20 protein-coding genes are annotated in these 19753 nt (G+C 56.8%); 7 read left to right on the top strand and 13 right to left on the bottom strand.

Annotation, left to right across the window (positions count from 1 at the left end; genetic code table 11):
• Positions 1-12: 12 nt before the first annotated feature.
• Positions 13-1026: an inner membrane protein YhjD gene (gene yhjD / locus EPE01S_RS15540; RefSeq protein WP_062747028.1), complete on the bottom strand. Its 1014-nt coding sequence runs from the start codon at positions 1024-1026 to the stop codon at positions 13-15.
• Between the two features lie 55 nt (positions 1027-1081).
• Positions 1082-1981, bottom strand: coding sequence for a LysR family transcriptional regulator (locus EPE01S_RS15535; protein WP_062746853.1), 900 nt, complete (start codon positions 1979-1981; stop codon positions 1082-1084).
• Positions 1982-2095: 114 nt separating this feature from the next.
• Between EPE01S_RS15535 and EPE01S_RS15530 the strand changes: the two genes are divergently transcribed.
• On the top strand, positions 2096-2854 hold the full coding sequence (locus EPE01S_RS15530; protein WP_062746851.1) for an SDR family NAD(P)-dependent oxidoreductase: 759 nt from the start codon (positions 2096-2098) through the stop codon (positions 2852-2854).
• A 40-nt stretch (positions 2855-2894) separates the two neighbouring features.
• On the opposite strand, the gene EPE01S_RS15525 is transcribed toward EPE01S_RS15530, so the two are convergent.
• Positions 2895-3746: a PhzF family phenazine biosynthesis protein gene (locus tag EPE01S_RS15525; protein ID WP_062746849.1), complete on the bottom strand. Its 852-nt coding sequence runs from the start codon at positions 3744-3746 to the stop codon at positions 2895-2897.
• Positions 3747-3857: 111 nt separating this feature from the next.
• Between EPE01S_RS15525 and EPE01S_RS15520 the strand changes: the two genes are divergently transcribed.
• A complete protein-coding gene (locus EPE01S_RS15520) occupies positions 3858-4481 on the top strand; it encodes a glutathione S-transferase family protein (RefSeq protein WP_062746847.1) in 624 nt (207 codons plus the stop codon).
• A gap of 36 nt (positions 4482-4517) precedes the next feature.
• Here the strand turns inward: EPE01S_RS15520 and EPE01S_RS15515 are convergent, their stop codons facing one another.
• Positions 4518-5969, bottom strand: coding sequence for an aminotransferase-like domain-containing protein (locus EPE01S_RS15515; RefSeq protein ID WP_062746845.1), 1452 nt, complete (start codon positions 5967-5969; stop codon positions 4518-4520).
• Between the two features lie 137 nt (positions 5970-6106).
• On the opposite strand from EPE01S_RS15515, the gene EPE01S_RS15510 reads away from it, so the two are divergent.
• On the top strand, positions 6107-6694 hold the full coding sequence (locus EPE01S_RS15510; protein ID WP_062746843.1) for a LysE family translocator: 588 nt from the start codon (positions 6107-6109) through the stop codon (positions 6692-6694).
• Between the two features lie 40 nt (positions 6695-6734).
• On the opposite strand, the gene mqo is transcribed toward EPE01S_RS15510, so the two are convergent.
• Entirely contained in the window at positions 6735-8333 is a 1599-nt protein-coding gene (gene mqo, locus EPE01S_RS15505; protein WP_072277470.1) for a malate dehydrogenase (quinone), read from the bottom strand.
• Between the two features lie 288 nt (positions 8334-8621).
• Positions 8622-9077, bottom strand: coding sequence for a carboxymuconolactone decarboxylase family protein (locus EPE01S_RS15500; RefSeq protein ID WP_062746837.1), 456 nt, complete (start codon positions 9075-9077; stop codon positions 8622-8624).
• Between the two features lie 59 nt (positions 9078-9136).
• On the opposite strand from EPE01S_RS15500, the gene pdxR reads away from it, so the two are divergent.
• On the top strand, positions 9137-10564 hold the full coding sequence (gene pdxR / locus EPE01S_RS15495; protein ID WP_062746835.1) for a MocR-like pyridoxine biosynthesis transcription factor PdxR: 1428 nt from the start codon (positions 9137-9139) through the stop codon (positions 10562-10564).
• A gap of 31 nt (positions 10565-10595) precedes the next feature.
• Here pdxR and tpiA read toward each other — a convergent pair whose 3' ends face one another.
• On the bottom strand, positions 10596-11363 hold the full coding sequence (gene tpiA, locus EPE01S_RS15490; RefSeq protein WP_062746833.1) for a triose-phosphate isomerase: 768 nt from the start codon (positions 11361-11363) through the stop codon (positions 10596-10598).
• Positions 11364-11481: 118 nt separating this feature from the next.
• Positions 11482-12075, bottom strand: a complete 594-nt coding sequence (locus EPE01S_RS15485) for a YiiQ family protein (RefSeq protein ID WP_062746831.1) — start codon at positions 12073-12075, stop codon at positions 11482-11484.
• 91 nt (positions 12076-12166) lie between these two features.
• Here EPE01S_RS15485 and EPE01S_RS15480 point away from each other — a divergent pair, with 91 nt between their 5' ends.
• Complete coding sequence (locus EPE01S_RS15480) at positions 12167-12610, top strand: DUF805 domain-containing protein (RefSeq protein ID WP_062746828.1); 444 nt, start codon at positions 12167-12169, stop codon at positions 12608-12610.
• Here EPE01S_RS15480 and fpr read toward each other — a convergent pair.
• Entirely contained in the window at positions 12601-13347 is a 747-nt protein-coding gene (fpr, locus tag EPE01S_RS15475; protein ID WP_062746825.1) for a ferredoxin--NADP(+) reductase, read from the bottom strand. The genes EPE01S_RS15480 and fpr overlap by 10 nt on opposite strands.
• A 309-nt stretch (positions 13348-13656) precedes the next feature.
• Between fpr and emrD the strand changes: the two genes are divergently transcribed.
• Entirely contained in the window at positions 13657-14835 is a 1179-nt protein-coding gene (emrD, locus tag EPE01S_RS15470; protein ID WP_062746823.1) for a multidrug efflux MFS transporter EmrD, read from the top strand.
• Between the two features lie 75 nt (positions 14836-14910).
• Here emrD and glpX read toward each other — a convergent pair whose 3' ends face one another.
• The 3 genes from glpX to EPE01S_RS15455 form a co-directional block, all read right to left on the bottom strand.
• On the bottom strand, positions 14911-15921 hold the full coding sequence (glpX, locus tag EPE01S_RS15465) for a class II fructose-bisphosphatase (protein ID WP_062746821.1): 1011 nt from the start codon (positions 15919-15921) through the stop codon (positions 14911-14913).
• A 97-nt stretch (positions 15922-16018) separates the two neighbouring features.
• A complete protein-coding gene (gene glpK, locus EPE01S_RS15460) occupies positions 16019-17533 on the bottom strand; it encodes a glycerol kinase GlpK (RefSeq protein WP_062746819.1) in 1515 nt (504 codons plus the stop codon).
• A gap of 33 nt (positions 17534-17566) precedes the next feature.
• Positions 17567-18409 (bottom strand): MIP/aquaporin family protein, encoded by an 843-nt coding sequence (locus EPE01S_RS15455; protein ID WP_062746816.1) that lies wholly within the window; start codon positions 18407-18409, stop codon positions 17567-17569.
• Between the two features lie 446 nt (positions 18410-18855).
• Between EPE01S_RS15455 and zapB the strand changes: the two genes are divergently transcribed.
• Positions 18856-19095, top strand: coding sequence for a cell division protein ZapB (gene zapB / locus EPE01S_RS15450; RefSeq protein ID WP_062746814.1), 240 nt, complete (start codon positions 18856-18858; stop codon positions 19093-19095).
• 75 nt (positions 19096-19170) lie between these two features.
• On the opposite strand, the gene rraA is transcribed toward zapB, so the two are convergent.
• Entirely contained in the window at positions 19171-19656 is a 486-nt protein-coding gene (gene rraA / locus EPE01S_RS15445; RefSeq protein WP_062746810.1) for a ribonuclease E activity regulator RraA, read from the bottom strand.
• Positions 19657-19753: the final 97 nt, after the last annotated feature.

Raw genomic sequence — 19753 nt, 5'->3', positions numbered from 1 at the left:
CCTCCTCAGAGGCTATTGTACACGCTGGTTTTGTTCCGGTTCCGGATCATTCTTGTACTGAGCGGTCGCAATCCAGGCCGCGCAGAACAGCGTCAGGCGCGCAAAGAAATAGAAAAACGCCATCAGACCCAGTACCGATCCGAACGCAGCGCCGGAGGGCGAAGACGCCAGCTTTGGCAGCGTCAGGGTCATAATAAATTTAATCACCTCAAATCCTATCGCCGCCAGCAGCGTACCGCGAAACAGGGCTTTTTTGCGCGGCTTATGGCGCGGCAGTATCCAGAAAATCCACAAAAACAGCAGGTAGTTGGCGAAGATCGAGATCGATAACGCAATCAGCGTCATCGCAGGGCGTAGCCACTCAATGCCTTCCAGCCCCAGCGCACGCACGATAGCGGCCTGTGCCGCCCCGGCAATCGACGTCAGCGACAGCGTGATAATCAATGCCAGCACCAGCCCGGTCAGAGAGATAAAGTCCCGCGAGTATTTAAACCAGATTTTTTCCTCATCCTGTGGCGCTCGCTCCCAGACATCCCGTGACTGAGCGCGTATCGCTTCGCGCAGATTTCCCATCCAGCTAATCCCGGAATAAAGCGCCACCAGCAGGCCGGTCAGACCGACGGTAGTACGCTGCTGAATAGCCGTATTTACCGTGCTTTTCAGCGTGGCCGCCAGCGAGGGATCGCTGATATTACTGACGATCGTGTTGATCAGTTTTGCCAGCAGGTCAGGATTCGAGGCCAGCACAAAACCGACACCGGCAAAGGACACCATCAGGATCGGGATCAGTGAGAGAAAAGAGAAGTAGGTGATAGCGGCCCCGAACTGGCTGCCGAGACGATCGTTAAAGCGTTCACCGGCGCGAATAAAGTGTGCCACCGCAGGGATGGCCCGGAACCACTCGACCAGTTTCGATACGCGAGACAGGGATTTATCGACCGTATGATTACCGGTTTTTAGTGAGATAAGCGGTTTTTCTGCCGGCTTCTCTGTGGGCTGGGTTGTACGCTGTTGATTGTCTGCCATGAATCCTTCGTTATCCTTATAAAAAAACTGACTGCCGCTCATTATAGTCTGCTGGTCAGGTGACGTAATGCGTGAGCGTCTGACTGAGCCATTCAATAAATACCCGTACCCGGCGTGCCAGGTTCCGGCGATGCGGGTAGAGCAGGGCGACGGGCATCGGGCGGGCGGGAAACTGGGGCAGGATTTCGACCAGTTTTTTTTCTTTCAGGGCCTGTAAAACACCCTCCCGGGGTACCTGAATAATACCCAACCCGGCGATACAGGCAGCCCGGTAGGTTTCTGTGCTGTTAACGGTCATCGTACCGCCGGTCTTGATCAACCGGGTGGTTTTCCCGTCATCATATTCAAACCCGCCCGGTGGCCCGCCGAGATGCTGGCTGTAATGAACCATGGCATGTTGAGACAGTGCTTCCAGGGTATCAGGCGTGCCAAAGCGCGCCAGATAGTCCGGGCTGGCGCAGTTAATCAGCGGCAGATAACCAATCTGACGGGCGATTAAACCGGAATCCTCCAGCACACCAACGCGCACCACACAGTCAAAGCCTTCGCGGATCACATCCACACGACGGTCGCTGCTGCTGAGTTCCAGCTCAATGCCCGGATACTGTTGCAGAAAGTCCGGGAGTAGCGGGAGCAGATAGTTACTGGCCAGACTGACCGGCATATCCACTCGCAGCCGTCCGCTGAGGGTGGCAGGATCGTGCTGAAACAGGGCATCCATCTCATCCAGCGTGGCCAGCACGTCGCGGCAGCGTTCGATATAAATCTGCCCGTCCTGAGTGAGCTGCACGCGGCGCGTAGTCCGGTGCAGCAAACGTGAGCCGAGGCTATTTTCCAGGGCCTGGATCTGACGCGACAGGCTGCCTTTAGGCAGACCGAGACTTTCTGCCGCTTTGGTAAAACTCTGCATTTCTGCCACCCGGACAAACACCTGCATTGCGTGAATTTTATCCATTGCTGTGCTCATTGTTGTAATAAATGGAACAGTGAAGCGTATATGAAGACATTTATAGAACAGATGAGCGGTAATATCCTCATTTTTGTCCACAGCCTTCATCAGGAGTACAAAATGAGCCAGAAAATAGCACTGATTACCGGCGGAAGCCGGGGTTTAGGCCGAAATGCCGCCTTAAAACTCGCAGAGAAGGGCATTGATGTGATTTTGACATACCGTAGTCAGAAGCAGGCGGCAGAGTCCGTTGTCGCCCGGATTCAGGCGCTGGGAGGCCGTGCCGTGGCGCTTGCGCTGGACGCAGGCGACAGTCGGGGTTTCAGCGTCTTTGTTACTGAAGTCACGCATCAGCTGGAAAAAATCTGGCAGCGTGAAACATTTGATTATTTATTCAACAATGCCGGTACGGCACTGTATGCGCCCTTTATGGACACCACCGAGGCGCAATTTGACCAGTTGGTGAACATCCATTTTAAAGGGCCCTTTTTCCTGACGCAGGCCCTGCTGCCGCTGATGGCGGATGGCGGACGCATCCTCAATGTGTCCAGCGGCCTGGCGCGTTTCAGCCTGCCGGGTTCCAGTGCCTACGCCGCCGTAAAAGGGGCTATGGAGGTACTGACGCGCTATCAGGCGAAAGAGCTGGGCGCACGCGGTATCACCGTTAACATCCTCGCACCGGGGGCAATTGAGACGGATTTTGGTGACGGACGAGTACGGGATGATGCGGCAATGAACGCCTTTGTGGCATCACAGACTGCGCTGGGCCGGGTCGGGTTGCCTGATGATATCGGTGATGCGGTTGCGGCGTTGTTCAGCGAGGGGTGCCGCTGGGTGAACGGACAGCGCATCGAGGCATCGGGCGGGATGTTTCTGTAAAGGTGGGCGGACTGAAAAGGTCCGCCCTGTTGATGCCGGGCTATACCCGGATTGTACCGTCGATCACCGTGACGGTCTGACCACCAATCCACACGCCATCTGCGGCCCAGGTGACGCTCAGGCGGCCCGCCCGCTGCATGGCCGTCCCCTGACGCACGCGGTAATCCAACTCCACGCCGCGTGCCTGCAGGTAGCGGGCCAGGCAGGCATTGGCACTGCCGGTCACCGGATCTTCGGCCAGGCTGCCCTGCTCAATCATCAGGCCACGCACTTCATACTGTTCACTCCCGCCGGCTAACGGACCAAAGGGCATCACCCCGTCGACACCGGCCTGTTGTACCAGTCGGGCAAACGCCACCACGTCTGGCTTAATCGCCAGCACGGCATCAGCAGACGTCATCGGCACCAGCAGCCAGCGAATACCCATATCGGCAATCATCACCGGAAGCTGCGCTTCCAGATCGCTGCTGTTCAGGGCCTTGGTGATCGACGCGTCGCTGAACGGGGTAAGGATGGCTTCCGGGGCGGCGAAGGCCAGCGTGCCGTCGTCACTGATGGTGACACGCACCAGCCCCAGCCCACACTCCTGCACAATCTGGCCGGGGGTTTTCAGCGCGATCCCGGCTTCGAGCAGGGCGTGAGCGGTGCCCAGCGTGGGGTGGCCGGCAAAAGGGAATTCGGTATCCGGGGTGAAAATACGCACCCGATAGTCGGCAGCAGGGTCGGTCGGGGGTAGCACAAACGTTGTTTCCGACAGATGGGTCCAGCGGGCGATCGACTGCATCTGATCGTCGCTCAGGCCGCTGGCATCCATGATCACCGCTAGCGGGTTGCCGTTGTAGGGGGTGGAGGTAAATACATCAACCTGTTTAAAAGGGCGTAATGGCGTCATAGCGCTTCCTGTCAGTGTGAAGGTTCCTGGCTGAACGACCGGATGAAGGTTGTCAGCCCCGGCTATTATGGGTATTAATAAACCACAGTGGTTTAAAAAAGTGATGTTTTTATGCTGAAAATATTGGGTCGTGCGTCATCTATTAATGTCAGAAAAGTGCTGTGGCTCTGCGATGAGCTGGCAATCTCCTTCCGGCGTGAGGAGTGGGGCGACGGTTTTAAGTCGCCGCAGGACGCTGAATTTAAGGCAATGAATCCGAATGCGCTGATCCCGGTTATCCAGGACGGCGACTTTATCCTGTGGGAATCGAACACCATTATTCGTTACCTGGCCAATGCGTACGGCGGGGAAGCGCTGTACCCCACGGCACCTCAGCGGCGTGCGCGCGTCGACCAGTGGATTGACTGGCAGGCCACAGAGCTGAACACGGCCTGGCGCTACGCATTTATGTCACTGGTACGCCACTCCCCGGCTCACCAGGATCCGCGCCTGCTCGCTGCCGCCACTAAAGGCTGGACGTACACCATGGGCATCCTTAACCAGCAGCTTGAGCGCACCGGCGCGTATGTGGCTGGGGAGTCATTCTCACTGGCGGATATTCCCATTGGCCTGTCGGTGAACCGCTGGTTTGAAACGCCGCTCGACCACGCGGATTTTCCCGCTGTACGCGCCTACTATGAACGTCTGACCGGACGCAAAGGGTATGCGACCTGGGGTCGCAACGGTACCCCTTAGCCCCGCATGGAATGACCCTTTGTGGGCATCCCGCCCTTACATTCCGGCGGCAATCCCGCTCATTTCGCAGGCCACCGCTCCGGTACGCTTCAGTGCCCAGGTATAGCGCTCGTCAAACGGGTAACAGCAGGAGAGCCGCAGCGCGTGGTTGCAGCGTTCGGACAGCGTATAGAGGGCGCCGGGCGTCAGGCAGATCTTCTCCTGCAGCAGGCGATGGAACAGTTCCAGAGTATCAACGTTGCCCGGCAGTTCGACCCAGAAGACAAAGCCGCCGCTGGGCCGGGTAGCGCGTGTCCCCTGCGGGAAATGGCGGGCAATAATACCGCGCGCCTCTTCGAGCTGCGCGGCGTAACGACGGCGCAGCGAGCGCAGATGATGGTCATAGCCGCCCGATTCAAGAAAATGCCCCAGCGCTTCCGACAGCAGCCGCGACTCTGCCAGAGAAGAGACGGCCTTCAGCCGTGCCAGCTGCTGGCTGAAGCGCCCGGCGGCAATCCAGCCGAGATGGAAGTCAGGCGCGACGGTTTTGGTGAAGCTGGTGCAGTACATTACCCAGCCGTCTTCATCAAAGGCTTTCACTGCCGGGGTCAGCGGCCAGCAAAACTGCAGCTCACTGTACAGGCCATCCTCCAGCAGCGGCACCTGATAATGGTTTACCAGGCGCGCCAGCCGCTTTTTCCCTTCCAGCGTCATGCTGCTGCCCAGGGGGTTCTGCGCATTCGGCATGGCAATCAGCGCCTGGATGCGCTTCTCCTGTAGCAGCAGCTCAAGCGCATCCAGCGACAGCCCGAACTGCGGATCGGTCGGGATCTCCACCACTTTCAGGCCCAGGCTGGCCAGCAGGGGGAACAGGTAAAAATAAGTGGGTGTCTCCACGCCGACGCAGTCGCCGGGCCGGGTGACGGCGCGCAGGCCCAGTTGAAGGGCCTCCATACAGCCGTGCGTGAGGGTGACATCTTCAGCGCTGAGGCTCATGCCCAACGCCATCGATCGGCGGGCAATTTCACGCCGCAGGCGCAGGCTGCCCGGTGGCAGAGCGTAGCGGCCAATCAGATCGGGCTCACGTCGCATCAGCGAGGCGATAATCCGGCTGATTTTCGCCGTCGGGAAGAAGTCTCCGCTCTGCGGGCAGGCCAGGGAGATATTGGTGTACTCACTGTGGTTTTGGGCGGCGAACACCGTATCAATCAGATCGAGCTTTTCGCTACTGGGGGAGCGGACGCCGGTGGGCTGAAATGCCTGCCGCGTCAGTGACGGCAGCGTATCGCGCACATAATAACCAGACTGAGGGCGGGCTTCGATCAGGCCGCGATCTTCAAGAATACCGTAGGCGGTCAGGACGGTATTCACGCTGACCTGATGGCTGCTGGCACAGCGGCGGATCGCCGGAAGACGACTGCCGGGCATAAAGGTCCCCTGATGGATGGCCTCTGCCAGCGTTTCTGCCAGCTGATGATAGAGCGTAGCCTGCGGTTCAATGGTGGACACAATATCCTCCTTAACTCATGGGTACAGTTATCGTTTATTCATTATTGTACTCATTACAATAACTCGTTTCTGCATCTGTTACCATTGAGGAGGGCTGATTACACTGAGGGCCTCACTTGAAATGCAGGACAAAAATCATGCTTGATCCCTCTTTTATCAGCTATGTGACCGTGATGTCGATTACCCCTGGCCCGAACAATCTGATGCTGGCGACCTCCGGGGTAAATTTTGGCATCCGCCGCACGCTGCCGATGGTCAGCGGCATTCTGATCGGGTGTGGCTTACAGACGGTGCTGGCGGGGGTCATGCTTGAACTGCTACTGCAGTGGATGGGGGCGATGCGTCTTCCGCTGACCCTGCTGGGCTGCACCTATCTGCTGTGGCTGTCGTGGAAGATCTTCCGTTCCGGTGCGCCGGAGCTGCGTGAGAAAGCGCGACCAATGACGATGATCGGCGGCGCACTCTTCCAGGCGGTGAATCCGAAAGCCTGGCTGATGGCGATAAACGTCGCACTGATGTACACGGTGAACAGCACAATCCTCACGGTGATGCTGAGTTTTATGGTGCTGAATCTGCCCTGCATCCTGATCTGGGCAATGATGGGCGATCGGCTGGGGAAACATTTACAGGTGGCGTGGAAACTCCAGCTGTTCAACACCCTGATGGCGCTATCACTGCTGGCTACGACGCTGTGGATGCTGGTGGAAGCGTTTCAGGTGGCATAAAACGCAGGGCCGATCGCAACGTGCAATCGGCCCTGGCGCTTTATTTACCGACCACGGAATCCACTACAACGACGGGTTCGTCATTGGCAGCCGGGTTCATTGGCGCATAGTCCAGCTGCAGTATCCGGCTGGTTTCAGCCAGCTCGCGCTCGGTGGCCGCGACATTACCGTTCAGTCGCTGGCCATAAAACGGAATGATCGCCTTCAGCTTGCTCTGCCATTCCGGGGACTGCATCTGCTGCCTGAAAACCTTGCTCATCAGATCGAGCATAATTGGCGCGGCGGTTGAGGCGCCGGGTGAGGCACCCAGCAGGGCAGAGATGGTGCCGTCCTGCGAGGTGACCACTTCGGTACCCAGCTTCAGTACGCCGCCTTTATTCGCATCCTTCTGAATAATCTGCACGCGCTGTCCGGCTTTCACCCGCCGCCAGTCCGCTTTTTGGGCTTCCGGGAAGTATTCACGCACGGCGTTCATGCGGTCATCCTCATTCAGCATCACCTGGCCCACCAGATACTTCACCAGATCGAAGTTATCGAGACCCACACGGACCATCGGCATCAGATTCGACGGCGTGATGGATCCGAACATATCCCACAGCGAGCCCTGCTTAAGGAACTTGGTTGAGAAGGTAGCAAACGGCCCGAACAGCAGCACCTGTTTGCCGTCCAGCGTGCGGGAATCCAGGTGCGGCACTGACATCGGCGGCGCGCCGACGGACGCTTTACCGTACACCTTCGCGTGGTGACGCTGTACCACCTCTGGATTATCGGTAACAAGGAATTCGCCGCCGACCGGGAACCCCGCGTAGTTTTTCGCCTCGGGGATGCCGGATGCCTGCAACAGCGTCAGCGCTGCTCCGCCGGCACCGATAAACACGTATTTCGCCCTGATGACGGTTTTCTCATCGTGATTTTTCAGGTCGGTTACGGTAATGCTCCAGCTGCCGTCGTCGTTGCGCCTGATGGCCCGTACTTCGTGTCGGGTCTGGCGCTCAAAATTTGGGCTCTTTTCGAGGGAGGCGACCAGCTGACGGGTAATTTCACCGAAATTGACATCGGTGCCGGTAGGAATGCGTGTTGCCGCCACTTTCTGCGTGGTGTCACGCCCTTCCATTACCAGCGGCACCCACTCTCTGACCTGCGCAGGGTCTTCTGAAAACTCCATGCCGCGGAACAGGGTGCTTTGCTGCAGGGCGGTAAAACGTTTCTTCAGGAAGTTAACGTTATCCTCGCCCCAGACGAAGCTCATATGCGCCACGCTGGTGACAAAGCTGCGCGGATTGCGCAGGACATTACGCTGTACCTGGTGGGCCCAGAAGCGGCGGGAAATCTGAAATGCTTCGTTGATTTCGACCGCTTTCTTAATATCGACAGAGCCGTCGGCATTTTCCGGGGTGTAGTTCAGCTCCATCAGGGCTGAGTGGCCCGTACCGGCGTTGTTCCAGCCGTTTGAACTCTCTTCTGCCACCCCATCCAGACGTTCTACCATGCCGATACGCCAGTCTGGCTCAAGCTCTTGCAGGTAGGTACCGAGGGTGGCGCTCATCACGCCACCGCCAATCAGTAATACATCGACGTGCTTCTCTACTGCCATTTTGCGCATGAGACAACATCTCCGTGTGATAAAGGAAATCAACATGTTAAGTAGAGAGGCAGGGCTGAATTGTTGTTCCCCGTCTGACTGCTTTGCCCTGATAAGGATTGCTGACAGTCAAAAAACCACACCAACCGAATGTGTTTAATTGCTGTTCAAAAGCGTCGGAAAATATAGCATTGTTACGGGGTAATTAAAAAAGTGTTTAAAGATTAAAAATGAGAATGATAGGTCTTATAAAATAAGTAACATTTATACGGGCCGTTGAACGGCCCATGATGGCAGGGGACAAAACATCGGAATGTGTTGGCTAACTGACTGAACTGCCTGGTATTAATCTCGCGGAACGCTGTCGGGTAACTTACGCAGGCCAATGGCCAGTCGGTTGTAAGCATTCATCAGACCAATGGCAATGCTCAGGTCAGTCACTTCTGCATCGCTAAATTCTGCTTGCACCTGAGCAAAAACCTCATCAGGCGCATTGGTCTGTGCAATCAGCGTTAGCGATTCGGCCCAGGCAAGTGCGGCCTGTTCACGGAGGCTGAACCACTGACCGGCTTCACGCCAGACCTGAGTCAGCACAATTTTGTCCCACGGCAGGCCGGCTTTGTGTAACGCTTTGGTATGCATATCGATACAGTATGCACAGCCATTAATCTGTGAGACGCGCAGAAAGGCTAACTCGACGATGTCATGCGGCAGACCGCTCTTTGCCACAACGCTGCCGACGCCTGCCAGTGCTTTCATGCCTGCCGGTGAAGCTGAGTAAAAGTCGATACGTTCGCTCATGGTCTTATCCTTTTATCGGGGTTGGACTTTATTTTCCTTCGTTTTATGGGCTGTCGAAAGTGCCAGGAATTCACAAAAACATTGGTCCATCTGTTTCCGGTATTCTGCTGCGGCGAGATACCGGTCGCTCGCTGAGCGAACAGATACGCGAGGAAATAACCCGGGCGATTGACGAAGGTCGTCTGAAACCCGGTGCGCGGGTGCCTTCCTGCCGGGATCTGGCCGCCCAGCTTGGCGTGGCACGCGGCACGGTACGGGTGGCCTACGACATGCTGGTGGACAGCCAGTTGCTGGTGGCAAAAGGGGCTGCGGGGACCTGGGTCAGCGATGTTCAGCGGCCGCGGGGTGCTACCCAACCGCCGGATACGGCCGTAGTGGCACCGCTTGCCGCCATTGTTCACGCGTTCGATCATCCCCCGCTGACCTTCCAGATGGGAGTGCCTGCCAGCGATGCTTTTCCGGCAAAAGTCTGGTCGCGGATTCTGACGCGTCACGCCCGGGAAATGGTCAGTAAACCCGTTGGCTATCCCGATCCGCGCGGGAGCCTGGCGCTACGTCAGCAGCTGGTCAGCTATCTGTCGATGGCGCGCGGTATTCGTTGCCAGGCTTCGCAGGTGATCCTCACTAACGGCTATGCGGGGGCGCTGGGACTGATTTGTCTGGCACTGGGTTTACACGGGCAGCGGGTATGGATGGAAGACCCGGGTTATCTGTTGGCCCGTAACGCCCTGACGCTGGCGGGTGTGGAAACGGTTCCCGTCCCGGTCGATGAACAGGGGCTGTGTGTGGAGCAGGGGATACACCTTGCGAAAGAGGCGGCCGGCGTACTGGTGACGCCCGGTCAGCAGGCACCATTGGGGATGACGCTGTCGCTGGATCGGCGTGCCGCTCTGCTGGCGTGGGCAAAACGGCAGGGCAGCTGGATCATTGAGGATGACTATCTCGGCGAACTTCAGCTGGAGGGGCGGGCGGCACCGGCGCTGGCGGCGCTGGATAGCGGGCGTGTCCTGCATATCGGTACTTTCAGTAAAACCCTCAGTCCCTCCCTGCGTCTGGGGTATCTGGTGGTGCCGGCAGACAGGGCGGCACATTTTGGTGAAGCGGCCGCGCTGCTGGCGCCGGCCTCATCCTTCGTGCTGCAAAACGCGGTGGCTGAATTTCTTCATGAAGGCCATTTCATGCGTCATCTGCGCCGTATGAAACGGCTTTATAACGAGCGGCTGCTGGAATTGCTGGCAGCGCTTAAACCCTTTTTTCCGCAGGCCACCCGTGCCGCACTGGCTGTGATCATCATACTGCCGGAAGGCTGCCAGGATACGCGTATCGCCCATGAAGCGCTGGCGTATGATATGGCACCGACACCGCTTTCAGTGTGGTATCAGGATGGCGTTCGTCGGGGGTTGGTACTGAGTGTGACAACGTTGCCACGGGAAGGGTTTACCGGAAGTGCGCAGCGCCTGAAAGCCTTAGTTGATGCGTTTGGTTGAATCCTGCCCCGTGAGGGGCAGGAGGCGATCATCAGGCTTTTTTCGCTGCGGCAGCAGCTTTAACGATCACGGCGAAAGCATCCGCTTTCAGTGATGCGCCGCCCACCAGGGCACCGTCGATATCCGGCTGAGCAAACAGCTCTGCAGCATTCTTGTCGTTCACTGAACCGCCGTACTGGATGATAACCTGAGCAGCTACCGTCGCGTCTTTCCTGGCAATGTGGTCACGGATAAATTTATGCACGGCCTGAGCCTGAGCCGGGGTGGCTGATTTGCCGGTACCGATGGCCCAAACCGGTTCATACGCCACGACAACACCGTTGAAGGCATCAGCACCTTGGGTGTTCAGCACGGCGTCGATCTGGCGAGCGCACACTTCTTCCGTTTTACCCGCTTCGTTTTCCGCTTCGGTTTCACCGATGCACAGCACTGGGATCAGACCCGCTGCTTTCAGCACGGCAAATTTCTTCGCGATCAGCTCATCGCTTTCAGCGTGGTAAGTACGGCGCTCAGAGTGACCAATGATGATGTACTGTGCACCCAGATCTTTCAGCATGTCAGCAGAGACTTCACCGGTGAATGCGCCAGACAGGTTGACGTCGACATTCTGCGCACCCAGTGCGATATGGCTACCGGAAATGGCATGTTTCGCCTGATCCAGATACATCACAGGCGGAGCAATCGCCACACCACAACCATCAACACCGCTCAACTCGGTACGCAGACCGGCGATCAGTTCGTTGACCATGTGTTTGTTGCCGTTCAGTTTCCAGTTACCCATAACTAATGGATGTCGCATTGTATCCTCCACGCTTAGAGAGTATTAAAGCTGCCAGCAGGCAGCATTGTCTGCCAGACAGTATAGAGATCAAACACCGGAAAGGCTTTGCTTTTCGTCATCCTTTGGGTCTTTCATCTCAGGGGTTACTTAACGCCAGTTTCAACGGTTCCACAGCAAATGTTAATCCTTTATCGCCGTTATCGGCCACGATGTAACGCAGCGCCCCTTCGGTTTGCTGATAAAAGCGCGACCCTTTACCTTTGGCCAGCAGTTCCTCGGCCCGTTTCATGCTCTGTTCGTCACTGAGCATCGGTTCAAAGAAGCGGATAAGTGCGGCGATATAGGCTACCGCTTTGTCGCGTGACGGTTTCTGTTCGGGGCCAGGGATCGGGAGCCAGGTAATCTGCAACGTTTTGATTTTACCTGTTCCCTGTTCCAGCGCGGTCGATGAATAAAGATTTTCGTTGATCTTGCTGGCAGCACGCGTCAGATTGCTTTTATCATCACGACTGTCAATGGCGCGATATTCACTTAACGGTAACGTTGTATTGGCAGCATTATACTTTTCGCGAAACTGACCGATAGTCATATCAAAGGTCGGGGCGCCTGCCTGCAGATAGGGCGCGGCAGGAAGATGCTCGGTACGGTTCTGTGGATCGGGACTGGCGTGTGCTGCAGGGAATATCATGGCGGATAGCAGTGCCATCCCTGCCCAAATCGCGTTCTTCATATCAATGGCCCTAACCTGTAAACTCAGCCCAAGATTAAAACGGACAATGACCCGCAAAGTCAAAGGGCACCCGGACTCTGAGATAAAAATAATGACGTTACAGCAATGGTGTTTCTCTTTTCGTGGCCGTCTGGGTCGGCGGGATTTTTGGATCTGGCAGGCGGCCTGGATTTTAATGTTGGTGCTGCTGTTCACTCTGGCGGGCAACGGCTGGCTGGATACCCAGACGGCAGCCTTCTGTGTCGTGGCCCTGCTGTGGCCTGCGAGTGCGGTGCTGGTTAAGCGGCTGCATGACCGCAACAAAGGCGGCCAGTGGGCGCTGTTGTTTATTCTGGCCTGGATGCTGATGGCGGGACACTGGACGATGCTGCCCGGTGATCTGCAGTGGGTGGTGGGGCGTTTTATTCCCACGCTGATCCTGGTGAGTATGCTGGTCGAACTGGGAGGATTTACCGGAACGGTGGGGGATAACCGCTTTGGTAAAGCGACGCAGCCGGTTGTTTTCCTGCGTCGCCGGGCCTCTGACTACCAGTAATGTTCGCTGGTCATATGCCCGGGTTTGCGTTTCAGATGCTTACGCATTCCCCGGGTCTCCTTTAGCACCTGCTGCGTATCACGTACCATCTGCGGGTTACCGCACAGCATGACATGACTGCTATCCGCATCCATCGTTAAGCCGGTGGCGGCTTCCAGCTCACCACTTTCAATCAGCGCGGGGATCCTGCCGGTGAGCGATCCGGGACTCTCTTCGCGGCTGACGACGGTCTGGATCTGCAGTTTCCCGCTGTAGCGCTGCTGCAATGCCTGCATCAGCGGCAGGTAGCTCAGATCCTGTGCGTAACGCGCGGCATGAAGCAGAACGATATTGTTAAAGCGTTCCAGCCCTTTCCCTTCCTGCAGAATGGACAGATACGGGCCAATGGCAGTGCCGGTTGCCAGCATCCACAGGGTTTCACACTGTGGAACCTCATCGATGACAAAGAAACCCTGCGCATCCTGAGTGATCATCACCTCGTCGCCGGGTTTCAGTGCGTGCAGTCTCGGGCTGAGTTTCCCTTCCGGTACGGTGACCAGATAGAACTCCAGATTCTCATCGCTGGGCGCGTTCACAAAGGAATAGGCGCGCACGACACGTTCACCGTCAATTTCCAGTGCCAGCTTGGCATATTGCCCGGCAGTAAAGGGATCGACGGGTGCCGTCACCGTCAGACTGAATAGCGCGTCGGTCCAGTCGGTAACCTGTTTAACACGGGCATTGACCCATACGGCCATAACAAACTCCTTTCTTCGCTTACAACAGTATTCGCGTCTCTGGGGCTATCTTCCCCACCCACCGGCCTTTTTTCCAGTCTGGCGGGCCGGTCAGAGCTCATATCGACAAAGTATGCGCACTATTTAAACGTAGCGTAAAAATTGTTTTACAGCTGCGCCCGTAATTAGTGACAGTAACGTATAGGTTATTTCACGGTCGCCCCTCGCTTTGCCACACAATCCTGATATTTTCATCTCCATAATGCTGGCCTGGCTGGCAAATCCTCTTAACGATGCGAAATTCTTCGCACTTTATACTGATGTGAACCGATGAAAAAGATTGAGAATGGCCACCTGCTGGTGATGCTGATTGCCCTGCTGGCGGTGGGTCAGATGGCCCAGACTATTTATGTTCCGGCAATGTCGGCAATCGCGGAAGTTTTTCATGTCCGCGATGGGGCGGTACAGCGCGTGATGGCCGCCTATCTGATGACCTATGGCGCATCGCAGCTGTTTTATGGCCCGCTGTCGGACAGCATCGGCCGTCGCCCGGTGATCCTGATGGGGATGGCGGTATTTATCATTGGATCGCTGACCGCACTGTTTGCGGTCAGCCTGAACGCTCTGGTGCTGGGAGCCGCGATCCAGGGGATGGGAACCGGCGTCGCTGGCGTAATGGCCCGTACCATGCCCCGTGACCTGTATGCCGGCAGTGCGCTGCGCCATGCCAACAGCCTGCTCAATATGGGCATACTGATCAGCCCGCTGATTGCCCCCCTCATTGGGGCAGGGCTGACGCATCTGTTTGGCTGGCAGGCCTGTTTCGCCTTTTTACTGCTGCTGTGCCTGGCCGTTACAGCAGCGATGCTACGCTGGCTGCCTGAAACCCGGCCAGCGGGCCAACAGAAACGGTCGTTCTTTTCCCGCTATCGTCCCCTGCTGGCCGACAGCAGTTTTATCCGTTATCTGGTGATCCTCATAGGGGCACTGGCTGGCATTGCGGTATTTGAGGCCAGCTGCGGCGTGCTGATGGGGGGCGTGCTCGGCTACAGCAGCCTGGCGGTCAGCGTGCTGTTTATTCTGCCTCTGCCTGCGGCCTTCTTCGGTGCCTGGTTTGCCGGGCGCAGTGAGAAACCTTTTAACACCGTGATGTGGTACGCAGTGAACAGCTGCCTGCTGGCGGGTGTCATGATGTGGATCCCTGGCTGGCTTGGGGTCATGAACCTGTGGACGCTGATAGTGCCTGCCTCGCTGTTTTTCTTTGGGGCTGGCATGCTGTTTCCGCTGGCGACCACGGGCGCAATGGAGCCCTGGCCCTATATGGCGGGCACCGCCGGGGCCCTGGTGGGGGGCTTACAGAATCTGGGTTCCGGGCTGATTGCCTGGCTGTCAGCCCTCCTGCCGCAAACCGGGCAGTTCAGCCTCGGGATGCTGATGTTTGCCACCGCGCTGCTGATCCTGCTGTGCTGGCTACCGCTCTCGAAGCGACCGCAGGCACACGCGGTATAAATCGGGCATCGCCTGCCGGGTTGTCATTCGATCTGGCAGGCAATGCCTTTTTTCTGCCCGTCCTGCCACGGACGGTTATAAAATATACTGATGCAGGCTCGGGTCTTTCAGATCAAGGTAGTGAATGGACTGAATACGGCGAATAGTGCGTGATTTTCCCCGGATCAGCAGCGTTTCAGTCGTGGCCATATTGCCCTGGCGGGTGATGCCCTTTAACAGATCGCCACTGGTGATGCCGGTGGCAGAGAAGACGACGTTGTCGTTACGCGCCATCTGCTCCAGCGTCAGGACCTGGCCCGCCTCAATCCCCATTGCCCGGCAGCGCGCCAGCTCTTCTTCACCCAGACGACGATTGTCCGGTGTATCCCCTTTCACTTCGTGGCGCGCCAGCAGCCGGGCCTGCATATCACCATCCAGTGCCCGGATCACCGCCGCAGACACCACGCCTTCTGGTGCTCCGCCGGTGCCGTACATTACGTCCACTTCGCTGTCCGGCATGCAGGTGAGGATCGAGGCGGCCACATCGCCGTCCGGGAAGGTGAAGACGCGCACGCCAAGCTGTTGCAGGCTGGCAATCACCGCATCGTGGCGCGGCTTCGCCAGCAGCGTCACCGTCAGCGCCGTCAGGGGCTTGTTGAGGGCAGCGGCCACCCGGACCAGGTTCTCTTCCAGCGGCAGGTTGAGGTCGATAGTGCCTTTGGCTCCCGGCCCCACCACCAGTTTTTCCATGTACATATCCGGGGCATTGAGGAAGGTGCCTTTGTCACCCACCGCCATCACCGCCAGCGCATTGGCCTGGCCCAGCGCCGTCATGCGGGTTCCTTCGATGGGATCGACCGCAATATCGACGGCATCGCCGTTACCCGTGCCGACTTTCTCACCGATATACAGCATCGGTGCTTCATCAATTTCCCCTTCGCCAATCACGATCTGACCGTCAATATCCACTTTGTTAAGCATAATGCGCATAGCGTGAACGGCCGCGCCGTCTGCGGCATTTTTATCGCCGCGCCCCAGCCACTTATAGCCAGCCAGTGCCGCCGCTTCGGTTACGCGGGAAAATTCAATCGCCAGTTCTCGTTTCATGACATGCCTCGGGAAAGTAATGAGGCGGGAAGTTTATCACAGCGAGCGGAGGGGGGAAGGGAGATACCCGTGGTCAGGCGACCACGGGTTGGGGCGTTTACTTGTCGTCAGCCTCTTCCCATGCCTGCGCACGGGCAACCGCTTTCTTCCAGCCAGCGTACAGCACATTACGCTGGGTGGTTTCGATGCTTGGGCGGAATTCACGCTCGATCACCGACTTGGCACGGACTTCATCCAGATCTTTCCAGAAGCCCACCGCCAGGCCCGCCAGGTAGGCGGAACCCAGCGCGGTGACTTCACGAACTTCAGGACGCTCAACGCGTGCGCCCAGGATGTCCGACTGGAACTGCATCAGGAAGTTGTTGGCCACGGCGCCGCCGTCCACGCGCAGCGACTGCAGGCGGGTGTTGGCGTCGTTCTGCATTGCTTCCAGCACGTCACGCGTCTGATAGGCGATGGACTCCAGGGTGGCGCGGATAATGTGGTTGGCATTGGCACCACGGGTCAGGCCGAAGATAGCGCCACGGGCATACGGATCCCAGTAGGGTGCGCCCAGACCGGTGAACGCCGGCACCATATAGACACCGTTGGTGTCTTTCACTTTGGTGGCGAAGTATTCCGAATCTGTAGAGTCGTTGATCAGCTTCATCTCGTCACGCAGCCACTGAATCGATGCGCCGCCGATAAACACCGCACCTTCCAGTGCATAGTTCACTTCACCACGCGGGCCGCAGGCAATGGTGGTCAGCAGGCCGTGTGTGGAGGTGACGGCTTCGGTACCGGTGTTCATCAACATAAAGCAGCCAGTGCCGTAGGTGTTCTTCGCCATACCCGGCTGGACGCAGAGCTGGCCATACAGGGCCGCCTGCTGGTCACCGGCAATACCTGCGATTGGAATACGTGTGCCGCCTTTACCACCAATGTTGGTCTGGCCATACACCTCAGAAGACGACTTCACTTCAGGCAACATTTCACGCGGGATATCGAGGATCTCCAGCATGCGCTGATCCCACTCGAGTTTATGAATGTTAAACATCATGGTGCGTGAGGCGTTGGTGTAATCGGTAATGTGAACCCGTCCCTGCGTCATCTTCCACACCAGCCAGGAGTCGACGGTACCGAACAGCAGCTCACCACGGCGTGCGCGTTCACGGGAGCCTTCCACGTGATCGAGGATCCATTTCACTTTGGTACCGGAGAAGTACGGGTTAATCACCAGTCCGGTTGTGTGGCGGATATACTCTTCCAGGCCTTCTCTTTTCAGTTTGGCGCAGTAGTCAGCGGTGCGCGGATCCTGCCAGACAATGGCGTTATAAATCGGCTTACCGGTCTCTTTATCCCAGACAATGGTGGTTTCACGCTGGTTGGTGATACCAATGGCGGCAATCTCGTCAGAGTTGATATCCGCATGGGCCAGCACTTCGACCAGGGTGGAGCTTTGCGACGCCCAGATATCCATCGGGTCATGCTCAACCCAGCCAGCTTTCGGATAAATTTGCTGGAACTCACGCTGCGACACCGCGACGATATTGGAGTCATGATCCAGAATCACGGCGCGGGAGCTGGTGGTTCCCTGGTCGAGAGCGACGATATATTTTTTTTCTACGGTCATAATCAATTCCTGATAATAAACAGTGAGCAGGAGTTACGCTTTACGCTGTGCGGCACGCGGTGCTGATTTTTCCTGTTTCTCCACAACCTTGCCGGGAAGGTTGTTGGCAATCAGGACACGGTAGCCAAAGGCGCCGAGGCTTGCACCGACCAGCGGGCCAAAAATCGGAACAAGGAAGTAAGGAATATCGCGGGCCCCGGTGAAGGCAACATTACCCCAGCCAGCCAGCCAGGCGAATAGTTTTGGTCCGAAATCACGCGCCGGGTTAAGGGCGAAGCCGGTCAGTGGACCCATTGCGGCACCGATAATCGCGATCAGAAAACCGATCAGCAGCGGGGCCATCGGGCCACGCGGCAGGCCGTTACCGTCATCGGTCAGCGCCATAATCAGCGCCATCATGATCGCGGTGATCACCATTTCGACAAGGAAGGCCTGGCCTACGCCGATATGGGGGTTAGGGTAGGTGGAGAAGATACCTGCAAGGTCGAGGCTTTCCACGCTGCCGCGCACCATATGATGTGTCTGTTCGTAGTCGAGGAAAAGGTTATGGTACAGGCCATAAACCAGCGCAGCGGAGCAGAATGCGCCAGCAACCTGAGCGATGGCGTAAGGCAACACCTTACGGCCTTCGAAGTTGGCGAACAGCCAGAGGGCAACGCTGACGGCGGGATTGAGGTGCGCCCCGGAAATACCGGCGGTGAGATACACGGCCATTGCTACGGCAAGACCCCAGACGATGCTGATTTCCCACAGGCCGAAGCTGGCTCCGGCGACTTTCATGGCGGCGACACAGCCAGCACCAAAAAAGATGATCGTGGCAGTGCCGAGAAACTCAGCGATGCACTGCCCTTTAAGCGTGCTTGTAGCATGACTCATGATGAAATTCCTGAAGGCGAGGTTAATTGTCAACGGTCTTAGTTTTGTTTCATCCGTGAACCAGCCCAATCTTATGTAGGGCTGATGTGAATTTATCGTTAACGAGCATAAACGAGAAATAGCGAACTCAATATTTGTGTTCTGTGTCATAAAAATGAGCGTTTTCGCGTCTTTTGGCCTTCCGAAAACCCCCAGATGCGCGTTTAATCGCGTATGAAATGTTCAATTTTTTAACCCACCCCTTACAATCCGCCCTCACGGGTGTTGCGTAAACCAGGTATAGGCTGAAAATTGTTACAGACTGCGCCCTGTAAAGGTTCGTTGCTGGACTTGAGCTGTCGCTCTACTTACAATCGAAGCATCGTTGTTATCCGCGGAATGCCGGTTCATTCCTCACCCCTGCGGCTAGCATCATCAACGCGCTGCGATTAGGAGAGGTTACAGACATGTCATTTGAAGTATTCGAGAAACTGGAAGCAAAAGTGCAGCAGGCGATTGATACCATCACGCTGTTGCAGATGGAAATCGAAGAGCTTAAAGAACAAAACGGTCATCTGAACCAGCAGGTTCAGCAGGCCGCCGGCAGCAGCGATGCGCTGGTGCGTGAAAATCAGCAGTTGAAGGAAGAACAGCATGTCTGGCAGGAGCGTCTGCGGGCTTTGCTGGGAAAAATGGAAGAGGTGTAATGCTGCGCCTGGCGTAAAAAGCAGGAAGCAAGCAGAAAACGGGTGCCGAAGGCACCCCTTTTTTGGTGTTCGTTTTTATTCGATGTCGAGCGGATCTTCCGAGAGGATCATCCCGGTGTTATCGGCATAAAGATGGTCGCCGGAAAAGAAGGTCACACCGCCAAAGTTCACCCGCACGTCGCTCTCGCCAATGCCTTCACCCGCGGCACCCGCAGGAATGGCGGCGATGGCCTGGATACCGATGTCCAGCTCCTCCAGATCGTCAACCTGACGCACAGAACCATACACCACAATGCCTTCCCACTCGTTTTGCAGCGCGATCCTGGCCAGCGCAGCATCCACCAGCGCACGGCGTACCGAACCGCCACCGTCCACCAGTAACACGCGGCCACGGCCGTTCTCCTCCAGCAAATCATAGAGCAGCCCGTTGTCCTCGAAACATTTTACCGTGGTGATTTGCCCGCCAAACGAGGTGCGCCCACCAAAGTTTGAGAAAAGCGGTTCAACGACATTCACATCTTCATGATAGATGTCGCACAGTTCTGACGTATCGTATTTCATAGGGGTTTCGTCTGTTTGCCACAGGGGAGGTAAGTATATCGCTTAAAGGGGGCTGTTGGCAAAATCATCAATTGTTAAAAGTTGCGATGGGTCAAGC

Source organism: Erwinia persicina NBRC 102418, from assembly GCF_001571305.1.
Lineage (GTDB): Bacteria > Pseudomonadota > Gammaproteobacteria > Enterobacterales > Enterobacteriaceae > Erwinia > Erwinia persicina.
Note: the sequence above shows the minus strand (reverse complement) of the source record. Positions and strands in the feature narration are given on the sequence as shown.